The sequence below is a fragment of the Streptomyces sp. NPDC050439 genome (genome assembly GCF_040655335.1).
Classification (GTDB): Bacteria; Actinomycetota; Actinomycetes; order Streptomycetales; family Streptomycetaceae; genus Streptomyces.
In genome coordinates this window covers 1,029,885-1,051,183 of the sequence record NZ_JBFAJT010000002.1, presented here as the reverse complement: position 1 = coordinate 1,051,183, position 21,299 = coordinate 1,029,885, and the positions used below count along the sequence as shown (strand labels likewise).

Annotated in this window: 17 protein-coding genes; 14 read left to right on the top strand and 3 right to left on the bottom strand. The window is 70.1% G+C overall.

Going from position 1 to position 21,299, the window contains the following annotated elements; genetic code table 11:
* Window positions 1-115: 115 nt before the first annotated feature.
* The 5 genes from AB0I66_RS11800 (at window position 116) to AB0I66_RS11780 (ending at window position 5,531) form a co-directional block, all read left to right on the top strand.
* Entirely contained in the window at window positions 116-1,927 is a 1,812-nt protein-coding gene (locus AB0I66_RS11800) for an AMP-binding protein (RefSeq protein WP_363207592.1), read from the top strand.
* A gap of 204 nt (window positions 1,928-2,131) precedes the next feature.
* Window positions 2,132-3,589 carry an amino acid permease gene (locus tag AB0I66_RS11795; RefSeq protein ID WP_363207591.1) on the top strand — a complete coding sequence of 486 codons (1,458 nt, stop codon included), beginning with the start codon at window positions 2,132-2,134 and terminating at the stop codon, window positions 3,587-3,589.
* A gap of 54 nt (window positions 3,590-3,643) precedes the next feature.
* On the top strand, window positions 3,644-4,123 hold the full coding sequence (locus tag AB0I66_RS11790) for a macro domain-containing protein (RefSeq protein ID WP_363207590.1): 480 nt from the start codon (window positions 3,644-3,646) through the stop codon (window positions 4,121-4,123).
* 93 nt (window positions 4,124-4,216) lie between these two features.
* Window positions 4,217-4,696 (top strand): hypothetical protein, encoded by a 480-nt coding sequence (locus AB0I66_RS11785; RefSeq protein WP_363207589.1) that lies wholly within the window; start codon window positions 4,217-4,219, stop codon window positions 4,694-4,696.
* 61 nt (window positions 4,697-4,757) lie between these two features.
* Entirely contained in the window at window positions 4,758-5,531 is a 774-nt protein-coding gene (locus AB0I66_RS11780; protein WP_363207588.1) for an alpha/beta hydrolase, read from the top strand.
* Window positions 5,532-5,558: 27 nt separating this feature from the next.
* Here the strand turns inward: AB0I66_RS11780 and AB0I66_RS11775 are convergent, their stop codons facing one another.
* A complete protein-coding gene (locus AB0I66_RS11775) occupies window positions 5,559-6,713 on the bottom strand; it encodes an acyl-CoA dehydrogenase family protein (RefSeq protein ID WP_363207587.1) in 1,155 nt (384 codons plus the stop codon).
* Window positions 6,714-6,826: 113 nt separating this feature from the next.
* Between AB0I66_RS11775 and AB0I66_RS11770 the strand changes: the two genes are divergently transcribed.
* Window positions 6,827-7,438 (top strand): TetR family transcriptional regulator, encoded by a 612-nt coding sequence (locus AB0I66_RS11770; RefSeq protein ID WP_363207586.1) that lies wholly within the window; start codon window positions 6,827-6,829, stop codon window positions 7,436-7,438.
* A gap of 10 nt (window positions 7,439-7,448) precedes the next feature.
* Here the strand turns inward: AB0I66_RS11770 and AB0I66_RS11765 are convergent, their stop codons facing one another.
* Window positions 7,449-8,909 (bottom strand): aldehyde dehydrogenase family protein, encoded by a 1,461-nt coding sequence (locus AB0I66_RS11765; protein WP_363207585.1) that lies wholly within the window; start codon window positions 8,907-8,909, stop codon window positions 7,449-7,451.
* 288 nt (window positions 8,910-9,197) lie between these two features.
* Here AB0I66_RS11765 and AB0I66_RS11760 point away from each other — a divergent pair, with 288 nt between their 5' ends.
* Window positions 9,198-10,046, top strand: coding sequence for an oxygenase MpaB family protein (locus AB0I66_RS11760; RefSeq protein ID WP_363207584.1), 849 nt, complete (start codon window positions 9,198-9,200; stop codon window positions 10,044-10,046).
* Between the two features lie 185 nt (window positions 10,047-10,231).
* On the opposite strand, the gene AB0I66_RS11755 is transcribed toward AB0I66_RS11760, so the two are convergent.
* Window positions 10,232-11,740 (bottom strand): M1 family metallopeptidase, encoded by a 1,509-nt coding sequence (locus AB0I66_RS11755; protein ID WP_363207583.1) that lies wholly within the window; start codon window positions 11,738-11,740, stop codon window positions 10,232-10,234.
* A gap of 216 nt (window positions 11,741-11,956) precedes the next feature.
* Here AB0I66_RS11755 and AB0I66_RS11750 point away from each other — a divergent pair, with 216 nt between their 5' ends.
* The 7 genes from AB0I66_RS11750 to AB0I66_RS11720 all read left to right on the top strand — a co-directional run bounded on the left by AB0I66_RS11750 (window position 11,957) and on the right by AB0I66_RS11720 (window position 21,264).
* A complete protein-coding gene (locus tag AB0I66_RS11750) occupies window positions 11,957-13,918 on the top strand; it encodes a Xaa-Pro dipeptidyl-peptidase (RefSeq protein ID WP_363207582.1) in 1,962 nt (653 codons plus the stop codon).
* Window positions 13,919-13,935: 17 nt separating this feature from the next.
* Window positions 13,936-15,213, top strand: a complete 1,278-nt coding sequence (locus tag AB0I66_RS11745; RefSeq protein ID WP_363207886.1) for a M14 family metallocarboxypeptidase — start codon at window positions 13,936-13,938, stop codon at window positions 15,211-15,213.
* Between the two features lie 133 nt (window positions 15,214-15,346).
* On the top strand, window positions 15,347-17,011 hold the full coding sequence (locus AB0I66_RS11740; RefSeq protein WP_363207581.1) for a BCCT family transporter: 1,665 nt from the start codon (window positions 15,347-15,349) through the stop codon (window positions 17,009-17,011).
* 223 nt (window positions 17,012-17,234) lie between these two features.
* The gene (locus AB0I66_RS11735) at window positions 17,235-18,266 is read left to right on the top strand and encodes an oxidoreductase (RefSeq protein ID WP_363207580.1); all 1,032 of its coding nucleotides are present in this window, start codon (window positions 17,235-17,237) and stop codon (window positions 18,264-18,266) included.
* A 128-nt stretch (window positions 18,267-18,394) separates the two neighbouring features.
* Entirely contained in the window at window positions 18,395-19,585 is a 1,191-nt protein-coding gene (locus tag AB0I66_RS11730) for an FAD-dependent oxidoreductase (RefSeq protein WP_363207579.1), read from the top strand.
* A 65-nt stretch (window positions 19,586-19,650) separates the two neighbouring features.
* Window positions 19,651-20,325 (top strand): hypothetical protein, encoded by a 675-nt coding sequence (locus AB0I66_RS11725; RefSeq protein ID WP_363207578.1) that lies wholly within the window; start codon window positions 19,651-19,653, stop codon window positions 20,323-20,325.
* Window positions 20,326-20,388: 63 nt separating this feature from the next.
* Window positions 20,389-21,264: an RNA polymerase sigma-70 factor gene (locus AB0I66_RS11720; RefSeq protein WP_363207577.1), complete on the top strand. Its 876-nt coding sequence runs from the start codon at window positions 20,389-20,391 to the stop codon at window positions 21,262-21,264.
* The last annotated feature ends 35 nt before the right edge of the window (window positions 21,265-21,299 follow it).

Sequence of the window (21,299 nt, the reverse complement as noted above, 5' to 3'; positions counted from 1 at the left end):
TGTGGCCGGGCACCGAGTTGTGCACCGATCAGGTGCAACAGTATTGCTGTCTCACCACTGTTGTGAAAGCGTCCCGCCCAGTCACTTGCTTCGTCGATGACGCCAGGAGGCGGTCATGACCACGATCCTGCGACTCCCCGGGGAACCCGCCGACATCACGCTCCCCGCCCTGCTGCTCCGCAACGCCGAGGACCATGGCGACCACCCCGCACTCTCCTGGCGCGCCACCCCCGAAGCGGAGTGGACGACACTCACCTGGCGTGAGGCACGCCGCAAGGTCGCGGTCCTCGCCGCCGGGTACACGGCACTCGGCGTACGGCGCGGCGAGCACGTCCTGATGATGATGGGCAACCGCCCCGAGCACTGGCTGAGCGATCTCGCGCTCGTGCACATCGGCGCGGTCCCCATCACCGTGTACGGCACCTCGGCCCCCGAGCAGATCGCGCACATCGCCCGGCACAGCCGGGCCCGCTTCGCGATCATCGAGGGCGCCCGCGAGCTGGAACGCTGGGAGCCGCTCCTGACCGATCCCGACGCGCCCATCGAGCGCCTGGTGGTCGTGGAGGCGGCCGACGCGGGCCCGCACCGGACGTACGGCTCGCTGCACGCCACCGGAAGCCGGCTGTTCGACCCGGACGCCTTCGAGAAGGCCTGGTGCGAGTCCCGGGCCGACGATCCGCTGACCGTCGTCTACACCTCGGGCACCACGGGCGACCCCAAGGGTGTCCGCATCACGCACCGCAACGTCGTCCTCAACGGTGTCGCCCTGGACGCCGTCGTCGAGCTCCCCGACTTCGTGGAGCACATCAGCTACCTCCCCTTCGCCCACGTCGCGGAGCGCATGCTGGGCATCTACCTGCCCGTGTTCCGCGCCTCGCACGTGTACCTGTGCGCGGACCCGACCGCCGTCGCCGCGACCGCCCGCGAGCTGCGTCCGGCGCAGTTCTTCGGTGTGCCGCGCGTGTGGGAGAAGCTGGCGGCGTCCGTGAAGGCCGTGCTCGCCGGGCTGCCGCAGGAGCAGCGGGAGTCGATCGAGGCGGCGAACGAGACGGCACGCGCGCGCGTGGACCGCGTAGAGCGCGGCGAGGAACCGCCGGCCGACCTGGAGAGGGCGTATCTCGAGGCCAAGGAGAAGGTCATCGGCCCACTGCTCTCGCTGGCCGGTTTCGACCGCCTGGTGTGGACCGCGAGTGCGGCGGCGTCGATGCCCCTGGACGTCGTGCGCTTCTGGGCGGGCTTCGACATCGTGATCATGGACGCGTGGGGGCTCACGGAGACAACCGGGGTCGTCACCATCAACACGCCGGACGCATTCCGGCTCGGCTCCGTGGGCAGGCCCCTGGACGGCCTGGAGATCCGCACCACCGACGACGGCGAGATCCTGGTGCGCGGCGCGACGGTCTTCGACGGCTATCTCCTGCCCGACGGGGGCGTGGAGTCGGCCTGCGACGCGGACGGCTGGTTCGCCACCGGCGACGTCGGGCGCATCGACGAGGACGGCTTCCTCTGGCTCACCGACCGCAAGAAGGAGCTGATCGTCACGTCGACGGGCAAGAACGTCTCGCCCGCGCTCGTCGAGAACACCCTCAAGGAGCACCCCCTCATAGGCCAGGCCCTCGTGCACGGAGACGGCCACTCCTACCTGGTCGCCCTGCTCGTCCTGGACGCCGAGATGGCCCCCGTATGGGCCGCGGGACACGGGATCACGGGCGACCTGATGGCCAGCGAGGCCGTACAGGAAGAGGTCGCGCGGGCCGTCGAGGCGGCCAACGCGCGCCTCAACCGCACCGAGCAGATCAAGCGCTACCGGCTCCTGGGGGAGGAGTGGGGCCCGGAGACCGGCGAGCTGACGCCGTCCCTGAAACTGCGCCGCAGGGTCATCCGGGAGAAGTACGCGGAGGCCATCGACGGGCTGTACGCCCCGTGACGCACGGTCTGTACACCTTGTGATCATGGTGTGTACACCCCCTGCCCACCATGTGAGAAGTGCCGCTATGTGACGTGCGCCACCGCATGTCGGGTGATCTCTGGGGGAAGGTGTCGCGTCGGTCCACGCACCCGTCAGGGTGTCGTGGACCGGAGCACATCCGGACACCGGAGTTTTCCGGGCACCAGAGAGTAGACCCCCCACGTGAGCAAGGAAGCCGTAGACACGGCCGCTGCGGACGCATCCCGCACAGATGCGTCGCAGGCCCCCGCGGACGCGGGCGACGCCGGTTACAGCAAGGACCTCAAGGCCCGTCACGTCAACATGATCGCCATCGGTGGCGCGATCGGAACTGGACTCTTTCTCGGTGCGGGCGGCCGCCTGCACTCCGCGGGCCCCGCGCTCGCCGTCGCGTACCTCGTGTGCGGCATCTTCGCCTTCTTCGTCGTACGCGCCCTCGGCGAGATGGTCATCTACCGGCCGTCGTCCGGTTCGTTCGTCAGCTACGCGCGTGAGTTCCTCGGCGAGAAGGGCGCCTACGTCGCCGGCTGGATGTACTTCCTCAACTGGTCGACCACCGGCATCGCCGACATCACCGCGATCGCGCTCTACACGCACTACTGGAGCTTCTTCACCGACATCCCCCAGTGGGTGCTCGCGCTGATCGCCCTCGCCGTCGTCCTCGTGATCAACATGATCTCGGTGAAGTACTTCGGCGAGATGGAGTTCTGGTTCGCGATCGTCAAGGTCGCGGCCCTGGTCGCCTTCATGCTGATCGGCATCTTCCTGCTGGTCACCCAGCAGAACGTGGGCGGGCAGACGCCGGGCCTGAGCGTCATCACCGACAACGGCGGCTTCCTGCCGCACGGCATCATGCCGGTCGTGATCGTCATGCAGGGTGTCGTCTTCGCGTACGCGTCCCTCGAGCTGGTCGGCGTCGCGGCGGGCGAGACCGCCGAGCCGCAGAAGGTCGTCCCGCGCGCGGTGAACTCCATCATGTGGCGCGTGGGTCTCTTCTACGTCGGCTCGGTCGTCCTGCTTGCCCTGCTCCTGCCGGGGTCGGTGTACTCGGCCGACCAGAGCCCGTTCGTGACGGTCCTGTCCAAGATCGGCGTCCCCGCGGCCGGTGACGTGATGAACCTCGTCGTCCTCACGGCGGCGCTGTCGTCGCTGAACTCGGGCCTGTACTCCACGGGCCGCATCCTGCGCTCGATGGCGATGGCGGGTTCGGCGCCGAAGTTCACCGCCAGGATGAACAAGAGCCAGGTCCCCTACGGCGGCATCCTGCTCACCTCCGCGGTGTGCGTGCTCGGCGTCGGCCTGAACTTCCTCATGCCGAGCCAGGCCTTCGAGATCGTCCTGAACGTGGCGTCCCTCGGCATCATCAGCACCTGGGTGATCATCATGATCTGCCACCTGGCGTTCGTCCGCCGGGCCAAGGAGGGGCTGCTCACCCGACCGAGCTTCCGGCTCCCCTGGAGCCCGGTCACGGAGATCGTCACGATCGTCTTCCTGCTCTCCGTGCTCGGCCTGATGTGGAAGGACCCCGAGATCGGCCGCAAGACGCTCTACCTCATCCCGATCATCGCGGCGGCGCTGGCCGTCGGCTGGTACGGAATCCGCCGCAGGGTGGACCGCGAGGCCGCGGGCCTCACGAAGTAGCGCACAAGAAGCAGGTCGACGGCGACTGTCAGTGGCAGCGCCTACGGTGGCGTCATGTCGGAGATCACTTACATCCGAGGTGACGCCACCGCGCCGTCGGGCAAGGGCGTCAAGCTGATCGCCCATGTCTGCAACGACCTCGGGGGCTGGGGCAAGGGCTTCGTCGTCGCCGTGTCGCGCCGCTGGCCCGAGCCGGAGGCCGCGTACCGCCGGTGGCACCGGGAGCGCGCGAAGAACGACTTCGGCCTGGGGGCCGTCCAGTTCGTCCAGGTCGGCCCCTACACGTGGGTGGCCAACATGATCGGCCAGCACGGCATGCGCACCGGCAGCAAGGGCGTCCCCGTGCGGTACGAGGCGATTGACACCGCCCTGGCCACCCTCGCCGACAAGGCGGCCGAACTCGGCGCCTCCGTGCACATGCCGCGCATCGGCTGCGGGCTCGCGGGCGGCAAGTGGTCCCGCGTCGAACCGCTGATAGCGAGGCGTCTGGTGGAGCGGGGCATCGCGGTGACGGTGTACGACTTCGGGGACTGAGCCGGCGTCCGGGTGGCCCGGAAGTGGCGGGAGTCACTCAACTGGCGTGCAGACATGCGTTGTTGGGCACGCGTGTGCGGGTAGGTCAGCGGCATGCAGCTCATTCCCATGCCGCTAGGGCCGATCAACCCGGATGTCGAGAATCTCGCTGTCGGAGTCGTGCTGTTCGGCTCCCTCTACTTCTTCGTCAGGCGCATGATCCTCCGCGTCAACGGCGTACTCCAGGAGCGCGCCACGATCCTCGAGGGTGTCACCGGCGGACCGGCGGCGGATCTGCGCCGCGAGGCAGAGCGGATACGCGCCGAGCGGGCGGACCTGCTGGCCCAGGCCCGTCAGGAGGCCGCGCAGACGCGGCAGCGGGCCCGGGAGGAAGGCGCCGCCCTGATCGCCGCCGCCCGGCAGGACGCCGTGCGCGAACGCGACGAGATGTTCACCGAGGGCCAGGCCGCGATCGCGACGGAACGTGCGTCGACGGAGGTGGCCCTGCGCGCGCAGGTCCCCGACCTCGCGACGGTCCTCGCGAGCAGGATCGTGGGAGAGCCACTGCCGACGGCGACGGCTTCGGGCCGCTAGGGCCGGGAGACAGGCCGAGTTCCGTCTGGCCACCGGGCCGGACCCACGGCACGCTCGCACCATGGAACTCATGGTGCCGGTCAAGGACGGCGAAGTGTGGGCGCAGGACTTCGGCGGCGAGGGAGTGCCGCTGGTCCTGCTGCACCCGGGAGTCGCCGACTCCCGGGTCTGGGACGGGATCGTGCCGCGCCTGGCGGAGGGACGCCGGGTCATCCGCTACGACGCGCGGGGGTACGGCAGGTCTCCCGCACCCACCGCGCCGTTCTCGCTCGTCGAGGACCTGAGCGCGGTCCTCGACCACTTCGACGTCGCACAGGCGTTCCTCGCCGGGTCCAGCATGGGCGGCACCACCGCCATCGGGCTCGCGCTCGGCGACCCCGCCAGGGTGGCGGGGCTCGCGCTGCTCGTCCCCGGGGTCACCGGCAACCCGGACTTTGTCATGGCGGAGTTCACCGCCGAGGTGGGCAGGCTCGCGGAGGCGGGCGACATGGACGGCATCGTGACCTTGGTGAGGCGCACATCGGCCGCCGCGGGGGCCGGGGACGACCCCGCGGCGGCGCTCATCAAAGCGGTGATCCCGACCTGGTTCGCCGTCCACCCCCACCAGGTGCCCGACCCGCCGGCCTTCGGGCGCCTCGGTGAGCTGAACGTGCCGTGCGTGATCGCCCTGGGGGAGCGCGACGATCCCGAGGTGGTCCGCTGCAACGAGCAGATGGCGGCACGCATCCCCGGCTGCCGACTCGTGCGACTGCGGGACAGTGATCATTTCCCGACCCTGCGCGAGCCCGACGCGGTCACCGACATCATCCTTGAGGCGTACGCGGCATCCCACTGAGCGGACCGGCGGAGGCGGGGGACCGGCTCACAGCCCGTAGCTCTTCCCGATGATGTCCCGCTGGATCTCGCTGGTGCCGCCGTACACCGTCGACACCACCGCGGCCCGCAGATGCCGCTCCATGTCGTACTCGGTCGCGTAGCCGTAACCGCCCATCATCTGCATGCCTTCCAGCGCCGCGCGCTTGGCCGTCTCGGTGGCCTTCAGCTTGGCCATCGAGGCCTCACGAGGGAAGAGGCGCTCCGGCTCGGCGTCACACATCGCCGCCACGTCGAGGACGAGGAGCCGTACGCACTCGATCTCCGTCGCCAGATCCGCGATCCGGTGCCGCAGCGCCTGGAAGGAGCCGACCGGCCGTCCGAACTGCTCGCGCCCCCGCACATACGTGAGCGTGTCGTCGAGGATGCGCTCGGCGAGCCCCAGCATGTTCGCCGCCAGGAAGAGACGCTCCGCGTTGAGCCCCGCCATCAGCTGCGGCCACGCCCTGCCCTCGGCGCCCACGACCGCGTCCGCGGGCAGCCGGACATCCGTGAGATAGACGTCGTTGACCTCGCGGCCGCCCATCGTGGAGATGCCCCGGATCTCGATTCCGGGGGTGTCCGCGGGCACGTGGAACATCGTCAGTCCCTCGTGCCTGGGCCCGCTCGCGTCCGTGCGCGCGACCAGGAGGATGTACGAGGCCAGGTGCGCGTTGGAGATCCACGTCTTGTGCCCGTTGATCAGCCACCCGCCGGCGCCCGCGTCATCGGACCGTTCGGCCCGGCACCGCAGCGCCGCCACGTCCGACCCGGCGTCCGGCTCCGACATCGCGATCGAGAGGACCTGCCCGGCGACGGCACCGCCCACCGCCGCCTTTTTCTGTGCCGCCGAGCCGAACCTGTCGTACGCCTTCGCCGTGATGACGGAGGTGACGAAGCCGCCCGCGGGAACCAGGCCGCGTGCCGTCTCGCGCAGGAAGAGGCAGGCGTCCGTCATGCCGCCGCCCGACCCGCCGTACTCCTCGGGCAGGCACACGCCCAGCCAGCCCAGTTCGGCAAGCTTCGCGTAGAGGGCGGGGGAGTGCGGGCCGCCGGACTCCGCGGTCAGGGCGTCGCGCTGCTCCCGGGTGCCGCACTCGCGCTGCGCGAAGTCGCGGAGCACGGCGATGAAGTCGAGCTGCTCCGAGCTGAGCCGCTGCGTCATGGAACCCTCCTGGTCTGGGCATGGTGACAAAGTGATTGAGTTGGTGTCCTTGTAGCCATGGGGAGTCGGCGCCGTGGCTGTGGTTGAGTGCGTGGGGACGACGGGGAGGGCTCATGGATTCGATGATGGAGCGCGCGCTGGACGCGGCGCCGCCGCCCGACGCCCTGACCGAGCAGATACTCGACGCGGCGCGCGAGCAGTTCATGACGTTCGGCCTGCGCCGCTCGACCGTCGACGACGTCGCCAAGCGTGCCAGGGTCTCGCGCGTCACCGTGTACCGCCGCATCGGCAACAAGGAAGCGCTCGTCTCCGCCTGCCTGCTGCGCGAGTACCGCCGGTTCGTGGGGGAGGTGGACGAGGCCGTCGCCCCGCTCCCGACGATGGAGGACCGCATCGTCGAGGGCTTCGTCGTGGTCCTGCGGCACATCCGCGCACACCCGCTCATCGGCGGCCTGATGCGCCTCGAACCCGAGACGATGCTGCCGTTCCTGACGCTGGAGAGCGGCCCCGCCTTCCTGGCCATGCGGGGATACCTCACCGACCGGCTGCGCCGGGCGCAGCGCGCCGAGGGGAAGGAGGAAGGTGATCCGACGCCGGTGGCCGAGCTGATGGTGCGGATCACGGTCTCCTTCCTGCTCAATCCGGTGAGCTGCTTCGCACTCGAAGAGGACGACCACGTACGGGACTTCGCGCGCCGCTATCTGGTACCGCTGCTCGGCAAGTAGGCCCTGCGGCTCAGAGCCGGGCGTGCAGCCTGCGCCCCAGTTCCACCGCGCGCGCCGTCTTCTCCCGCGCCGTCGTGAACGACGTCAGATCCGCGTACGGCGCGAACCGCTTCACCGTCACCGAGCGCGGCACCGCGAACGCCCGCAGCCCCTCGGCGCCGTGGATCCGCCCGTACCCGGACTCGCCGGTACCGCCGAACGGCAGCGCGGGCACGGCAGCGAACCCGAGCACCGAACCCACCGACACGGCACCGGAGTTCAGCCGTGCGGCCACCGCGAGCCCGGTCCTGCGCGACCCGGTGAAGACCGCCGCGCCCAGCGCGTACGCCGACGCGTTGGCCCGCCGCACCGCCTCGTCCAGATCGCTTACGCGGTTCACCGCGACCACCGGGCCGAAGGTCTCCTCCGTCATCGCGGGCGAGTCCTCGGGCACGTCCACCAGGACGACCGGATGCACATAGGGGCCGCGCACGGCCTCGGGGCCGCCGAGCGGAGCCCGTGCCCCCGCGGCCAGCGCCTCCTTCATGTGGCGTTCCACGACGCCGAGTTGGGAGGGCAGCGTCATCGGCCCGTAGGTGTCCCCGGCGCTGAGCGAACGCGCCCGCTCGACGATCAGCGCGCAGAGCCTCTCGTGCACGGACTCGACCGCGTACACCCGCTCCACGCCGGCGCAGGTCTGCCCCGCGTTGGCCATGGCGCCCCACACCACCGCGTCCGCGGCGGCCGGCAGGTCGGCGTCCGCGCCCACGATCACCGCGTCCTTGCCCCCGCACTCGGCGAGGAGCGGCGTCAGCGACCGCGCGCACACCTGGGCCACCTTGCGTGCGGTCCCCGGTGATCCGGTGAACGCGACCTTGTCGACACCGGCCTCGGCCAGGGCCTGCCCGGTCGACCCGGGGCCGGTCACCGTCTGGAACAGCCCCGCGCAGTCCGGCACGGCGTCGTCGAAGGTCGCCGCGAGCAACACCCCGGTTCCTGCCGTCAGTTCGGACGGCTTGTAGACGACGGCGTTGCCCGCCGCGAGTGCGTAACCGATCGAGCCCATGGGGGTGTAGACGGGATAGTTCCACGGGCCGATCACCCCGACGACGCCCAGCGGCCGGTAGCCGAGCAGCGCCCGTTGATGGACCGAGAGCAGCCCCGACGGGACCCGGCGCACCCGCAGCACGCCGTGGGCGTGCCGGGCCGCCCAGTCCAGGTGGACCAGGGACAGCAGCACCTCGGCGCGCGCGTCGTGCTCCGGCTTGCCCGTCTCGGCGGCGACGGTCCCCGCGAGCTCGTCCATCCGCACGGCGAGCGAGCGCTTCCACTTGAGCAGCCGCGCACGGCGGCCCGACCAGCCGAGGCCCGCCCAGACGGCGGCGGCGCCCCGGCCGCGCGTGACCGCGTGCGCGATGTCGTCGGCGCCGTGCACCGGGTGCTCGCCGACCGGTTCGCCGGTGGCGGGGGAACGTACGAAGAAGGTGGTCATGATGCGGCGCTCCAGGGGTGTGACCGGGGTAAGGGCCGTGCGGACCGACGGCGTCTCCGTACGGTGTAGCGGACCTCGGCGGCCTCCACGAGTACCTGCCCGGCCGTCACTGGCCTCAACTTGCCCCCGAGCCAAGCCATTTGATGACCTCTCCCGCCTGGTGTGTCAAAGTTACAAGAACTATCGACTTGTTTCATCGATCGCGTCAACACCAGTCGCATACTGGAAACACATACACACCGGGCACCGACCTGCGGGCCCGCCGACCCGAACCCTGGGAGCCGTGTGATGCCGGACCGCCGCCGGACCCCCGAGCCGCCCCCGCCCGGCGGGATTCTGTGGGACATCGCGGGCGACGTCCGCGCCCTGCTCGCCCTGCCCGCCGCGCTCACGATGCAGGTCGCGCACCCCGCGGTGGGTGCGGGCGTCGACGCGTACTCCGTCTTCCGGACCGACCCCTGGGGGCGCGGCGAGCGGTCGCTGCGGTCGCTGCAGACCTGGGTGTACGGCGGCGAGAGCGCGGCCGAGGAGGGGCGAAGGCTCCGTGACCTGCATAAACGCATCCGGGGCACGGACGCGCACGGCCGTGACTACCACGCGCTGACGCCCGCCTACTACGCGTGGGTGCACGCCACGGGGTTCCCCGTCTACCACCACGCGCAGAAGTACCTGGGACGGCCGTTCACCGAGGCGCAGGCGCGGCAGCTGTACGCGGAGTGGCTCCAGGTGGGCCGGATTCTCGGCATCCACGACCGGGACATGCCGCAGACGATCGAGGAATTCTGGCCGTACTACGCGAAGATCCTCGCCGATGAGCTGGAGCAGACCGAGGTGGTCCGCGACCTCGTCGCCACCGACCGGCCCGTGCCGCCACCCGACCGCGGCCCCTACCTGCTGCGGGTGGCGCTGCGAGCCCTGTGGCCGCTGCTGCTTCCGCCGCTGGCCCGCTTCCGCCGCTTCCTCACGATCGGCCTGATGCCGCCGGACGCGAGGACGGCCATAGGGCTGCCGTGGACTGCCGCCCAGGAACGCCGCCTGCGCCGCTTCGGCCGGGTCGTGCGGATGGTGGTGCCCCGCCTGCCGGAACGCCTGCGCTACTTGCCGCTGGCACGCAGGGCTCGGGCGGCGCACCGCTGATCCCCCGGCTCCGCCGAGCCGGCCCTCAGGAGGGTGGCTGACCTTCCCGAACCACCGGCTGCGCCGAGCTCGTCCTCAAACGCCGGACGGGCTGGTCCCCCACCCACCCGCCCTACCCAGCAGTTCGCTGCCGGGTGATCGGGTGGGTGGGTGGGAAGCATCCGCCGCGAAGCGGCGGTTCAGGATCAGTGACCGCTACCGTGCCCGGACCCGTGCACACCATTCGTCGCAGCGATCGACTTCCACGACTTCGGCGCAGCCGGAACCGCCGAGGACCGAGCGATCCCCGCACCCCGCGCAGCAGGCGCATCCGGACGCGACGGCTGGAACAGCCACGCGTCGAACAGCGAGGCCAGCGGCTTGCCGGACACCTTCTCCGCGTACTTCACGAAGTCACCCACCTTCGCGTTCCCGTACGCATGCTCCTTCGGCCACCCCTTCAGAATCGCCGAGAAGGACTTTTCGCCGATCTCGTTGCGCAGTGCCTGCAGGGCCAGCGCACCACGGTCGTACACGGCGATGTCGAACTGGTTCTCCGGTCCCGGGTCACCCGGCTTGACCTTCCAGAACGGGTCGTCGGCGGGGTGCTGGGCGTACACGTAGTCGGCCAGTTCCTGCGCCGTCCCCTCGCCCTCCTTCTCCGACCACAGCCACTGGCTGTACCGCGCGAAGCCCTCGTTGATCCAGATGTCCTTCCAGCCGTCGACGGACACGCTGTCGCCGTACCACTGGTGGGCCAGCTCATGGACCACGACGGACACGTTGGAGCCGTTCGCGAACTGCCTCGGGCTGTAGAACGGCCGCGTCTGCGTCTCCAGGGCGAAGCCGCTCGTCACGTTCGGGACGTACCCGCCGAGGGCGTTGAAGGGGTACTTCCCGAAGACCGTCTCCAGCCACTCCGCGACCTCGACCGACCGTTCGATGCTCGCCCGCGCGGCCCCCGCGTTGTCGCCGAGGTCCTTGCTGTAGGCGTTCAGGACGGGCAGGCCGTCCGCGGTCTTGTCCGTCGTGATGTCGAACTTGCCGACGGCGAGCGTCGTCAGATAGCTGGCCTGCGGCTTGTTCGAGCGCCAGTTGAAGCGCGTCCAGCCGAGCCTCGAACTCTGCGACTGCAGCACGCCGTTGGAGATGGCCTGCGAGCCGTCGGGCACGGAGACCGAGACGTCGTAGGTCGCCTTGTCGAGCGGGTGGTCGTTGGACGGGTACCACCAGGCGGCCGACTCCGGCTCCTGTGCGGCCACACCGCCGTCCGGCGTACGGGCCCACGCGGTGAAGCCGTTGATCTTCACCTCGGAGGGCTTGCCCGCGTAACGGACGACCACCGTGATCGGTGTGCCCTTGGGCAGGCCGGCCACCGGAGTGATCTCCAGTTCCTGCTCGCCGGACTTCTTGAAGGCGGCCTTCTTGCCGTTGACACGCACCTCGCTGACCTTCAGGCCGAGGTCGAGGTTGAAGCGGGAAAGGTCCTGCGTCGTGGTGGCGTTGATGGTCGCCGTGCCTTCGAGCAGGTCGGTCTTCGGCTGGTACTTCAGCCGCAGGTCGTAGTGCGAGACGTCGTATCCGCCGTTGCCGCTCGCCGGGTAGTAGGGATCGCCGATACCCGGCGCCCCAGGGGTGAAGTCGGCCGCCGATGCCGGGATCGCCAGCAGCAGAGAGGCCGCGAGCGCGCCCGGGGCGATGAGTCTGCGGTGCACAAGAGCTCCAAGTCGTACGCGTCGTAGGGGGTGGTAGCAGGGGGAAATCCCTCGCTGGGTCGACCTTATTGAGCCCCTTGGCCACGCGTCATGTCCATGGTCGCTGCTGTCACACGATCGCCATTCGGCCGACATGTGCCAAAACGCCCCACGAACCTGTCATGCGCGTGTACCGCCCTCTGTCGCGCAGGAGTTGACCGGTGTACCTTCCGCGCCATGCCGATACGTGCGCGACGCACGCGCTTGATCTGGAGATCCCTGCCGGTGGCGGCCATCGCCGCCCTGCTGTCCACGCTCCTGACCCCGGGAGCCGCCCAAGGGGCGCCGAGCGCCCCACGTGAGAGCAAGCCCGTCTACTCGTACGAGAGTGCGATCCGCGAATCCGTCTGGGTCGACACGAAGATCGACGGCGACAGCGACGGGAAGGCCGACCGGGTCGCCGTCGACATCGTCCGGCCCCGCGAACCGGCGCAGCACGGCCGGAAAATCCCCGTGATCATGGACGCCAGCCCGTACTACTCCTGCTGCGGGCGCGGCAACGAGAGCCAGAAGAAGACGTACGACGCGGACGGCAATCCCGTCCAGTTCCCGCTCTACTACGACAACTACTTCGTTCCCCGCGGCTATGGGTTCGTCGCCGTCGACCTCGCGGGAACGAACCGCTCCGACGGTTGTGTGGACGTGGGCGGCCGCTCCGACGTCCAGTCCGCCAAGGCGGTCGTCGACTGGCTGAACGGCCGGGCCCGCGGCTACACCACCCGCACCGGAGGCAAGAGCGCCAAGGCGTCCTGGTCGAATGGCGCCACCGGCATGATCGGCAAGAGTTACGACGGCACGGTCGCCAACGGCGTGGCCGCCACCGGAGTGCGAGGTCTCAAGACCATCGTGCCGATCGGTGCGATCTCCTCCTGGTACGACTACTACTTCGCCAAGGGCGCCCCGCTCTACGACAGCGGCCCCGAGTGGCTCTCGGACTACGTGGAGAGCCCGGAGGCGCGCGCCCGCTGCGGTGCCGTACAGAAGCGACTTGTCGACGAAGCGCCCCGTACCGGTGACTGGACCCGGCTGTGGAGCGAACGCGACTACACCCCGGACGCCGACAAGGTGCGGGCCAGCGTCTTCGCCGTACACGGCATGCAGGACCTGAACGTCCGGATGAAGCACTTCGGTCAGTGGTGGGACGCGCTCGCCGACGAGGGCGTCGACCGCAAGGTGTGGCTCAGCCAGACCGGCCACGTCGACCCCTTCGACTTCCGCCGCGGTGACTGGGTGCGCACCCTGCACCGCTGGTTCGACCACGAGCTCCTCGGCTACGACAACGGCATCGACCACGAGCCGATGGCCGACATCGAACGCGCCCCCGGCCAGTGGACCACCGACCGGGTCTGGCCCCCGCGCGCCACCGAGACCGTCAAGCTCCGCCCCGGCAAGGGGACTTCGCCCGGCGTCGGCACCCTCGGGACGCGTCCCGGCTCCGGCAGCGAGACCTTCACCGACGACCCGAAGCTGAGCGAGACCGACTGGGCCGCGCAGATCGACACGTCCACCCCGTCGAAGGCCGGGTTCATCAGCCGCCCGCTCGGCAGCGACCTGCGCCTCTCCGGCTCCTCCGAGGTCACCGTCACCGCGACCCCGACGACCCGCACCGCCCACCTCTCCGCGGTCCTCGTCGACCTCGGCCCCGCCACCATCCGCGACTACGCGAGCGCAGGCGAGGGCATCACCACGCTTCCCGAACGCACCTGCTGGGGCCCGAGCACCGCCGGGGACAGCTCCTGCTTCAAGGAGACCAAGGCCAAGACCGCCGACGTCGACCACACGATCTTCAGCCGCGGCTGGGCCGACCTCGGCAACTGGGCCGACGACCACAAGGGCCGCCCCCTCACCCCGGGCAAGAAGCACACCATCACCCTCGACCTGGCCGCGAGCGACCACGTCGTGCCCAAGGGCCACCGCCTCGCGCTGATCATCGCGGGCACGGACAAGGACCTCATCGACCCTCCGGCCGACCGGCCGACCCTCGCCATCGACCTGGCCCGCACGTCGGCGAAGGTCCCGCTGGTGGGCGGCGCCGACGCGTTCCGCGCCACCGGTCCCGCCCTCGACCGCGACTCCCGTCTCGACGGCGTGGCCCCGCCGCGTCCGTTCCGCCCCGTACCTGGAGGCAGCACTTCATGAGCCCCCGCACCGGCCGTATGCCCCGCGTCCGCACCCTGGTGCTCGCCTGCGCCACCGCCGCGCTCGCCGCACCCCTCCTGACGGCGCCCGCGCAGGCGGCACCGACCCCGCCCCGCACCGGATTCGAGGAGTCCGACGGCGCGCGCTGGACCAGTCAGCCCGAGGAACAGAAGCTGCTCGCCACCGTCGACAAGGCGACCGACCGGGTCTCGGTCTCCCGCATCGGCACCACCAAGCAGGACCGGCCCGTCCAGCTGGTCCGCATCGGTGAACGCCCCACGAAGAGCACGGTGTTGCTGATCTGCAGCCAGCACGGCGACGAGCCCTCGGGCCGCGACGCCTGTCTGTCGACGATCCGCGATCTCGCGTACGCGAAGGACAAGAAGACCCGGAAGTTCCTCTCGCGCACCACACTCCTCGTCATCCCCACCGCCAACCCGGACGGCCGCGCCGCCAACACCCGCGGCAACTCCGACGGCGTCGACATCAACCGCGACCACATCTCCCTGCAGACCGCGGAGGCCCGCGCCATGGCCGCCGTCATCCGCGACAAAAAGCCCGACTCCATCTACGACCTGCACGAGTACGGCGCCACCCCGAAGTACTACGACAAAGACCTCTTCGACCTGTGGCCGCGCAACCTCAACACCGACGAAGCGGTGCACAAGGAGGCGCAGACCCTGTCCAAGGCGTACGTCAGGCCCGCCGCCGGCAAGGCGGGACATACGACGGGGACGTATGGGATCTGGACCGATCCGGTGACCGGGGAGCCCATCAAACAGACGGCGGGCGACGGTCAGGAACGCATCCTGCGCAACGTCTCCGGCATCAAGCACGCGGCCGGTCTGCTCATCGAGAGCCGTGTCGATCCGCTCACCGAAGCCGAGAAGAAGGACGAGGCGCTGAACAACCGGCGCCGCGTCACCTCGCAACTCGCGGCGCTCAAAGGCCTGTTCACGTACGCCGACGAGCGGCGCGGACAGCTGGAGGCGGCCACCGGGGCGGCCCGCCTCGAAGGCTTCCGCGACCGCGGGCCCGTCTATGTCGGCGGCGCCGACAACGACCCCGCCGAGCCGGCCGAGGTGATCCAGGACCCGCCGTGCGGCTACCGGCTCGACGCGGAGCAGTTCGGCGACATCAAGGACGAACTCGCCCTGCACGGAGTAAAGGTCAAGAAGGACGGCAAGGGAGCCTACGTGCCGATGCGGCAGTCGGCGCGATCTCTCGTACCGTTGCTTCTCGACGAGCGCGCTGCCTATCACCTCGTCACAGGTTCGCCCGACACCGATTGTTGAGTGGTTGTTAGGTGCGTCACATGTGGTACTGGGTAGCGGACCACAGAGTTTGTACGAATGCGAAACCGTGAGAGGTGTACTTGTGACGCAAGACCAACAGAAAGCGGACGGCGGGGGAGGGGACGGACATCTGATGCACGCCGCTCACGGCGGCGCCCATCCCCAGACCGACCGCATCGTGTTCGGCGTGACCGCCGTGCTCACCCTGGCCTTCGTGGTCTGGGGTGCCGTGGCGACGGACTCGCTGGAGAGCGCCTCCACGAAGATGCTCAACGGCCTCATCCACAACGGTGGCTGGGCCTTCATGCTGGCGGCGAGCGGGTTCGTGGTCTTCGCGCTCTGGCTCGCCTGCAGCCGGTACGGAAAGATCACGCTCGGTGAGGAGGGTGAGGAGCCGGAGTTCCGCACCATCTCCTGGGTCGCGATGATGTTCAGCGCCGGTATGGGCATCGGCCTGATGTTCTACGGCGTGAGCGAGCCGCTCGCCCACTTCACCACGCCCCCGCCGGGCACCGATCCCGCGGACTCGGCGGCGAAGATGGAAACGGCGATGTCCACCACCCTCTTCCACTGGACGCTCCATCCGTGGGCGATCTACGCGGTCGTGGGTCTGGCCATCGCGTACAGCACCTTCCGGCGCAAGCGCAGGCAGACCATCAGCGCCGTCTTCACGCCGCTCATCGGCGAGAAGCGCGCGAACGGCGCCTGGGGCAGGGTCATCGACATCATCGCGATCTTCGCGACGCTGTTCGGCTCCGCCGCGTCGCTGGGCCTCGGCGCCCTGCAGATCGGCAGCGGCTTCGAGGTGCTCGACTGGATGGAGAACGCGGGCACGGGCCTGCTCGTCGCCATCATCGCCGTCCTCACGGTGGCCTTCGTGGCGTCCGCCATCTCCGGTGTGGAGAAGGGCGTGCAGTGGCTGTCCAACATCAACATGGTGCTTGCGCTGCTGCTCGTCGTGTTCGTCTTCATCGCGGGCCCGACCGTCATCGTCCTCGACCTGCTGCCGACCTCGATCGGCTCCTACCTCGGCGACCTGCCCCAGCTCATCGGGCGCACCGAGGCATCGAGCGGCAAGGGCGTCTCGGACTGGCTGGGCAGCTGGACGGTCTTCTACTGGGCCTGGTGGATCTCCTGGACGCCCTTCGTGGGCATGTTCATCGCCAGGATCAGCCGCGGGCGCACGATCCGGCAGTTCGTCGGTGGCGTCATCCTGGTGCCGAGCACCGTCAGCCTCATCTGGTTCGCCGTCTTCGGCGGCTCGGCCATGAAGGTCAAGGAGAGCGGCGGTCTCGGCGGCGAGTCGACCCCCGAGGGCCAGCTCTTCGGCCTGCTGCACGAGTACCCGATCGCCACGGTGACGAGCCTGCTGGTGATGATCCTCGTCGGCATCTTCTTCGTGTCGGGTGCCGACGCGGCGTCCATCGTGATGGGCACGCTCTCGCAGAAGGGCGCGCTGGAACCCGGCAAGCTCGTGGTGGTCTTCTGGGGTGTCGTGACCGGAGCCGTGGCGGCGATCATGCTGCTCATCGGCGACGGGTCCGGCAACGCGCTCACGGGTCTGCAGAATCTGACGATCCTGGTCGCCGCGCCCTTCACCCTGGTGATGATCGGGATGTGCGTGGCGCTGATGCGGGACCTGCGCCACGACCCGCTGATCGTCCGCGGCGAGCACGGCACGGAGGCCGTCGAGAAGGCCGTGATCGCGGGCCACGAGCAGTACGACGGTGACTTCGAGCTCCGCATCGGCCCGAGCGACAACGGGGACGAGGAGGACACCGGAGCCACCAAGGTCTGAGTCCACTTCCGCAGGCAGGAGGCGGCGCACCTCGTCCGCGAGGTGCGCCGCCTCCTGCGTGTGTCGTCCAGCCGGAGACCGCCGCGTACGCCATCGACCATGCGTGCGCCCGTGCTGGCCGAAAGCGTCCCCAACCGCGGCTTCCTGAGGGCGTTTTGGGCAGGACATAGTGGAATGCCTCATGCCGTGCTCACATCAGCCCCCGGGTGGGGATACTCACAGCATGTCTGCCGAGTACGCGACCTTCGGTCTGGCACCGGCCATGCGCGCCGGTGGAGTCCTCGCCAACGGTGACTTCCAAGTCCACCGCGATTTCGTCGACTTCATCGTGAACGGGCGCCCGCTGCTGTTCCAGCTCTCCGACCTCGACGCCGTCTCCCCGCTCGCCTCCGACGTACCACCCGCGATCTTCACCCACCATGTGCGCGGACTCCTCCTGGAGACCCGAGCACCCCTGCTCGACGACCGGCACGTCATCTACGGCTGCCCCGAGTGCGAGGGTCTGGACTGCGGAGCGGTCACCGCGGTCATCGAGCGGGCACCGGACGGCACCGACACCTACGTATGGCGGGACTTCGCCTGGCAGACGTCCGACCGCGCCGATCTGGAGCTCAACGGCTACCACGGCATAGGGCCCTTCCGGTTCCAGGGAGCCCAATACCGTGAGGCGCTGCGGCAGTTGCTCACCGAGGACGAGCCGTCGCCGCGCCGCAGGGTGCTCCTCATCGGCGCCCGCGTCGCCGTCCTCGCCAAGCTCGCGGCGGCGCTGCGCACGATCGGTGTCGGCGCCGAGATCGCGGCGGACGCGGCGGGTGTGCCGCCGGACGAACTGCGGACGTACGGGGCGGTGGCCTTCGGCCGTTCCGTTCCGGCGGCGACGCGCGACGGGGTGCGCGCAGCGTTCGAGGGGGCGGGGCTCCGGGTCTCGTACGTCGACGGCCTCGCCCCGATCATCCCGCTCCTGGTCGCGCAGATAGAGCACGCCCTGGACCGCGGCCCGTTGGAGCTGCGGCGCCTGACGCGGCTGGCGGCGGCCGACGGCTCGGCGGACGTGGAGATCACCTCGACGTGCCGGGTCCAGCTCGTCGCCTACCGCCTGGACCGGCTCTCCCGCACCCAGGTCCATGAGGTCTTCGACGGTGTCCTGGAGCCGGGCGAGCACCGCGTCCAGCTGGATGCCAAGGCGACGAAGGGAGAATCGTTCGTGGTGGCCCGGACGACGGACAGCGTCCTGACGGCGCCGATAGTGAGATGACCCGAGGGTCTTCGACTGTGTGGCGTGGCTCACACTCCCGACCTGTCACGCCATGTCCGGCGCGCTTGTCCCATGGGCGTCACCGACAAGACGCCCCCGAATCCGGGGCATGAGCGCGGGAGTCGAAGATGGAGACCAACCACCGGATCCTCGTCCTGGGCGGCGGCTACACCGGCATGCTGTGTGCCATCCGGCTGGCCCGCCGCACCCGGCGCACGGGCGCCCGCGTCACCCTGGTCAACCCCTCGCCCCGCTTCGCCGAGCGGCTGCGGATGCACCAGGTCTTCGCCGGACAGGAGTTGGCGGACCACCGGATCGCCGATCTGCTCGACGGGACGGGCGTCGTGTTCGTCCAGGGAGCGGCCACGGTCATCGACACCGCGGGCAGGGCGGTCACCGTCGAGACACCGGACGGACCCGTCGAACTCGCCTACGACAGCCTGGTGTGCGCCCTCGGCAGCGCCACCGACACGAGCACGGTCCCCGGCGCCGGCGAGCACGCCCGCACCCTGAACAACCCCAAGGAAGCACGGGACTTCGTGGAGCGGCTCGCCCAACTGGCAGCCACCGGAGGCTCGGTGAGCGTGTGCGGCGGCGGACTCACCGGCGTCGAGGCCGCCACCGAGATCGCCGAGAGCCACCCCGGCCTGCGCGTCACGCTGATCAGCCGGAGCGAGCCCGGCCCGCTGATGAACACGAAGGCGCGCGCCCACCTCCGCGCCGCGTTCGAACGCCTCGGCATCACCCTTCGCACCGGGTCCGCCATCAGCAAAGTCCTGCCCGGCGGGGTCGAGTTGGCCGACGGCTCGATCGTCCAGGCCGACCTGTGCCTGTGGACCGCCGGCGTACGGGTGCCGGCCCTCGCCGCGGACGCGGGCATCGCCGTCGACGCGCGGGGACTGATCCTGGTCGACGCGACCCTCCGCTCGACCTCGCACCCGGAGATCCACGCGATCGGCGACGCGGCCGCCGTCCACCAGGCCTGGGGCCAGGTCCACGGCACCTGCCAGAGCGGCCTCCCCACCGCCGAGTACACCGCCGACGCCCTGGCCGGGCGGCTGCGCGGCAAGAGCGTCAAGCCGTTCCGCTTCGGCTACTTCCACCAGCCCGTGAGCCTCGGGCGCCGTGACGCGGTCATCCAGTTCACCCACGCCGACGACACCCCGCGCCGCTGGTTCCTGCGCGGCAAGGCCGCCGTCGCCTACAAGGAACTGATCAGCGGCAGCCCGGTCAAGATGTACCGCCTCACCAAGCGCGTCTACGTCTCCGCGTACTTGTCCCACGGAGGCCGCGCGACCCGGCCCGCGCGGCACGCGTGACGAGGGTCTTGCTCGCCGTCGCCCCGTTCGTTCCCGGTTCCCGCCCCCAGCTTCAGGAGTTCGCGATGACCGCTGTCACCACACCCACATCAACTCCCGTGGCCACGGCCATGGCCACGAACGCAGCCGCAGCCACGGCAAGGCGTCAGGCCCTCACGGGCATCGGCTTCGCCGTCCTGTTCGTGGCGAGCCTGGCCTTCTCCGGGCTGGCCGGAAGCGCCACGTACCCCTCGCCGTTCGGCGCGGACAAGGTGACCGAGGCGTACTTCGCCGACAACGGGAGTGTCGTCGTCGGCATGAGTGTCCTGCAGCTCCTGTCGGCCGTGCCGCTGGCCGCCTTCGTCCTGGCGCTGACCAGGAGGGCGGGAGCCGGACTCGCGCGGGCGAGCGGCCTGTGCGCCGCGGCGGGTCTGGCGGCCTGCGCGCTGATCGGCCTCGCCATCCCGGTCCTCGACGCGAAGGGCGACACCCTGCACACGCTGCACCACCTCACCTTCCTGGCGGGAGGCCCGGCGCACGTCCCCTTCCTGGGAATCCTCGTCGGCGCGAGTGCACTCGCGTTCCGTGCGTCGGCTCCACGCCTGACCACGGCCCTGGGCCTCGTGTCGGCCGGCCTCGCGCTCCTCTCGGTCCTCTCCTTCGTGAGCGAGTCGCTCATGCTGCTCCTGCCGCTGGGCCGCTTCACGGCGATCCTCTGGATCGCGGTCACCGCGATACGGGCGGCCCGCCTCCGCAAGTGAAGGGGCCGGGTCAGGGCCGCGTACGCCTTGTCGCTCTGTTCGCCGCGCTGGGAGCATGCCCCGATGACCGACGCCACGCCCGCACTTGACCCGTTCCTCGAGCACCGGCGGCTGCTGCACTCCACCGCCTACCGGATGCTGGGCAGCGTCGCCGATGCCGAGGACGTCCTTCAGGACGCGTGGCTGAGCTGGAACTCCGCGGACCGCGACACCGTCCGCCACCCGAAGGCCTACCTGGTGCGCACGGTCACCAACCTGTCGCTGAACCGCCTCACCTCGGCGCGGGCCACCCGCGAGAAGTACGTCGGCCCGTGGCTCCCCGAACCACTCATGACCTCACCCGACATAGCCGAGGAGAGCGAGCTGGCCGACACCGTCTCCACGGCCATGCTGGTCGTCCTCGAATCCCTGAGCCCGGTGGAGCGCGCGGTCTTCCTGCTCCGCGAGGTCTTCGGCTACTCGCACGCCGAGATCGCCGAGACCCTGGACCGCCCCGAGGCCACGGTCCGCCAGATCGCCCGCCGCGCCCGCGCCCATGTCCAGGCGCGCCGACCCCGCTACGACACGGACGCGGACGAGCGCCGCCAGGTCACCGCGCGTTTTCTCGCGGCCTGCTCGGGCGGCGACCTGAACGCGGTCATGGAACTCCTCGCCCCCGATGTCACCGCCTGGTCCGATGGCGGCGGCAAGGTCACGGCGGCCCGCCGCCCGCTGCATGGCACCGACCATGTGGCGCGCTGGTTCCTCGGCGTCCTGGCCAAGCCCGTGATGACGGGCGTCACCTGCGAGCCCGCCACCATCAACGGTGAACTGGGCGTCCTCTTCAAGCTGGGCGACTACATCGGAGGGTGCCTGACCTACGACCTCGCGGACGGCTTGATCCACAACATGCGTTTCCAGTTCAACCCGGACAAACTCAGCGGCCTGCGCCTTTCGTGACGGCCGGGCCGTGCTGCCGGTCGAGCCTGCTCGGG

Bases quoted from the DNA above. Each gene is read 5' to 3' on its own strand.
- AB0I66_RS11800 (WP_363207592.1), top strand. From the start codon at position 116: ATGACCACGATCCTGCGACTCCCCGGGGAACCCGCCGACATCACGCTC.
- AB0I66_RS11790 (WP_363207590.1), top strand. From the start codon at position 3,644: ATGTCGGAGATCACTTACATCCGAGGTGACGCCACCGCGCCGTCGGGC.
- AB0I66_RS11785 (WP_363207589.1), top strand. From the start codon at position 4,217: ATGCAGCTCATTCCCATGCCGCTAGGGCCGATCAACCCGGATGTCGAG.
- AB0I66_RS11780 (WP_363207588.1), top strand. From the start codon at position 4,758: ATGGAACTCATGGTGCCGGTCAAGGACGGCGAAGTGTGGGCGCAGGAC.
- AB0I66_RS11775 (WP_363207587.1), bottom strand. From the start codon at position 6,713: ATGACGCAGCGGCTCAGCTCGGAGCAGCTCGACTTCATCGCCGTGCTC.
- AB0I66_RS11770 (WP_363207586.1), top strand. From the start codon at position 6,827: ATGGATTCGATGATGGAGCGCGCGCTGGACGCGGCGCCGCCGCCCGAC.
- AB0I66_RS11765 (WP_363207585.1), bottom strand. From the start codon at position 8,909: ATGACCACCTTCTTCGTACGTTCCCCCGCCACCGGCGAACCGGTCGGC.
- AB0I66_RS11760 (WP_363207584.1), top strand. From the start codon at position 9,198: ATGCCGGACCGCCGCCGGACCCCCGAGCCGCCCCCGCCCGGCGGGATT.
- AB0I66_RS11750 (WP_363207582.1), top strand. From the start codon at position 11,957: ATGCCGATACGTGCGCGACGCACGCGCTTGATCTGGAGATCCCTGCCG.
- AB0I66_RS11745 (WP_363207886.1), top strand. From the start codon at position 13,936: ATGCCCCGCGTCCGCACCCTGGTGCTCGCCTGCGCCACCGCCGCGCTC.
- AB0I66_RS11740 (WP_363207581.1), top strand. From the start codon at position 15,347: ATGCACGCCGCTCACGGCGGCGCCCATCCCCAGACCGACCGCATCGTG.
- AB0I66_RS11735 (WP_363207580.1), top strand. From the start codon at position 17,235: ATGTCTGCCGAGTACGCGACCTTCGGTCTGGCACCGGCCATGCGCGCC.
- AB0I66_RS11730 (WP_363207579.1), top strand. From the start codon at position 18,395: ATGGAGACCAACCACCGGATCCTCGTCCTGGGCGGCGGCTACACCGGC.
- AB0I66_RS11725 (WP_363207578.1), top strand. From the start codon at position 19,651: ATGACCGCTGTCACCACACCCACATCAACTCCCGTGGCCACGGCCATG.
- AB0I66_RS11720 (WP_363207577.1), top strand. From the start codon at position 20,389: ATGACCGACGCCACGCCCGCACTTGACCCGTTCCTCGAGCACCGGCGG.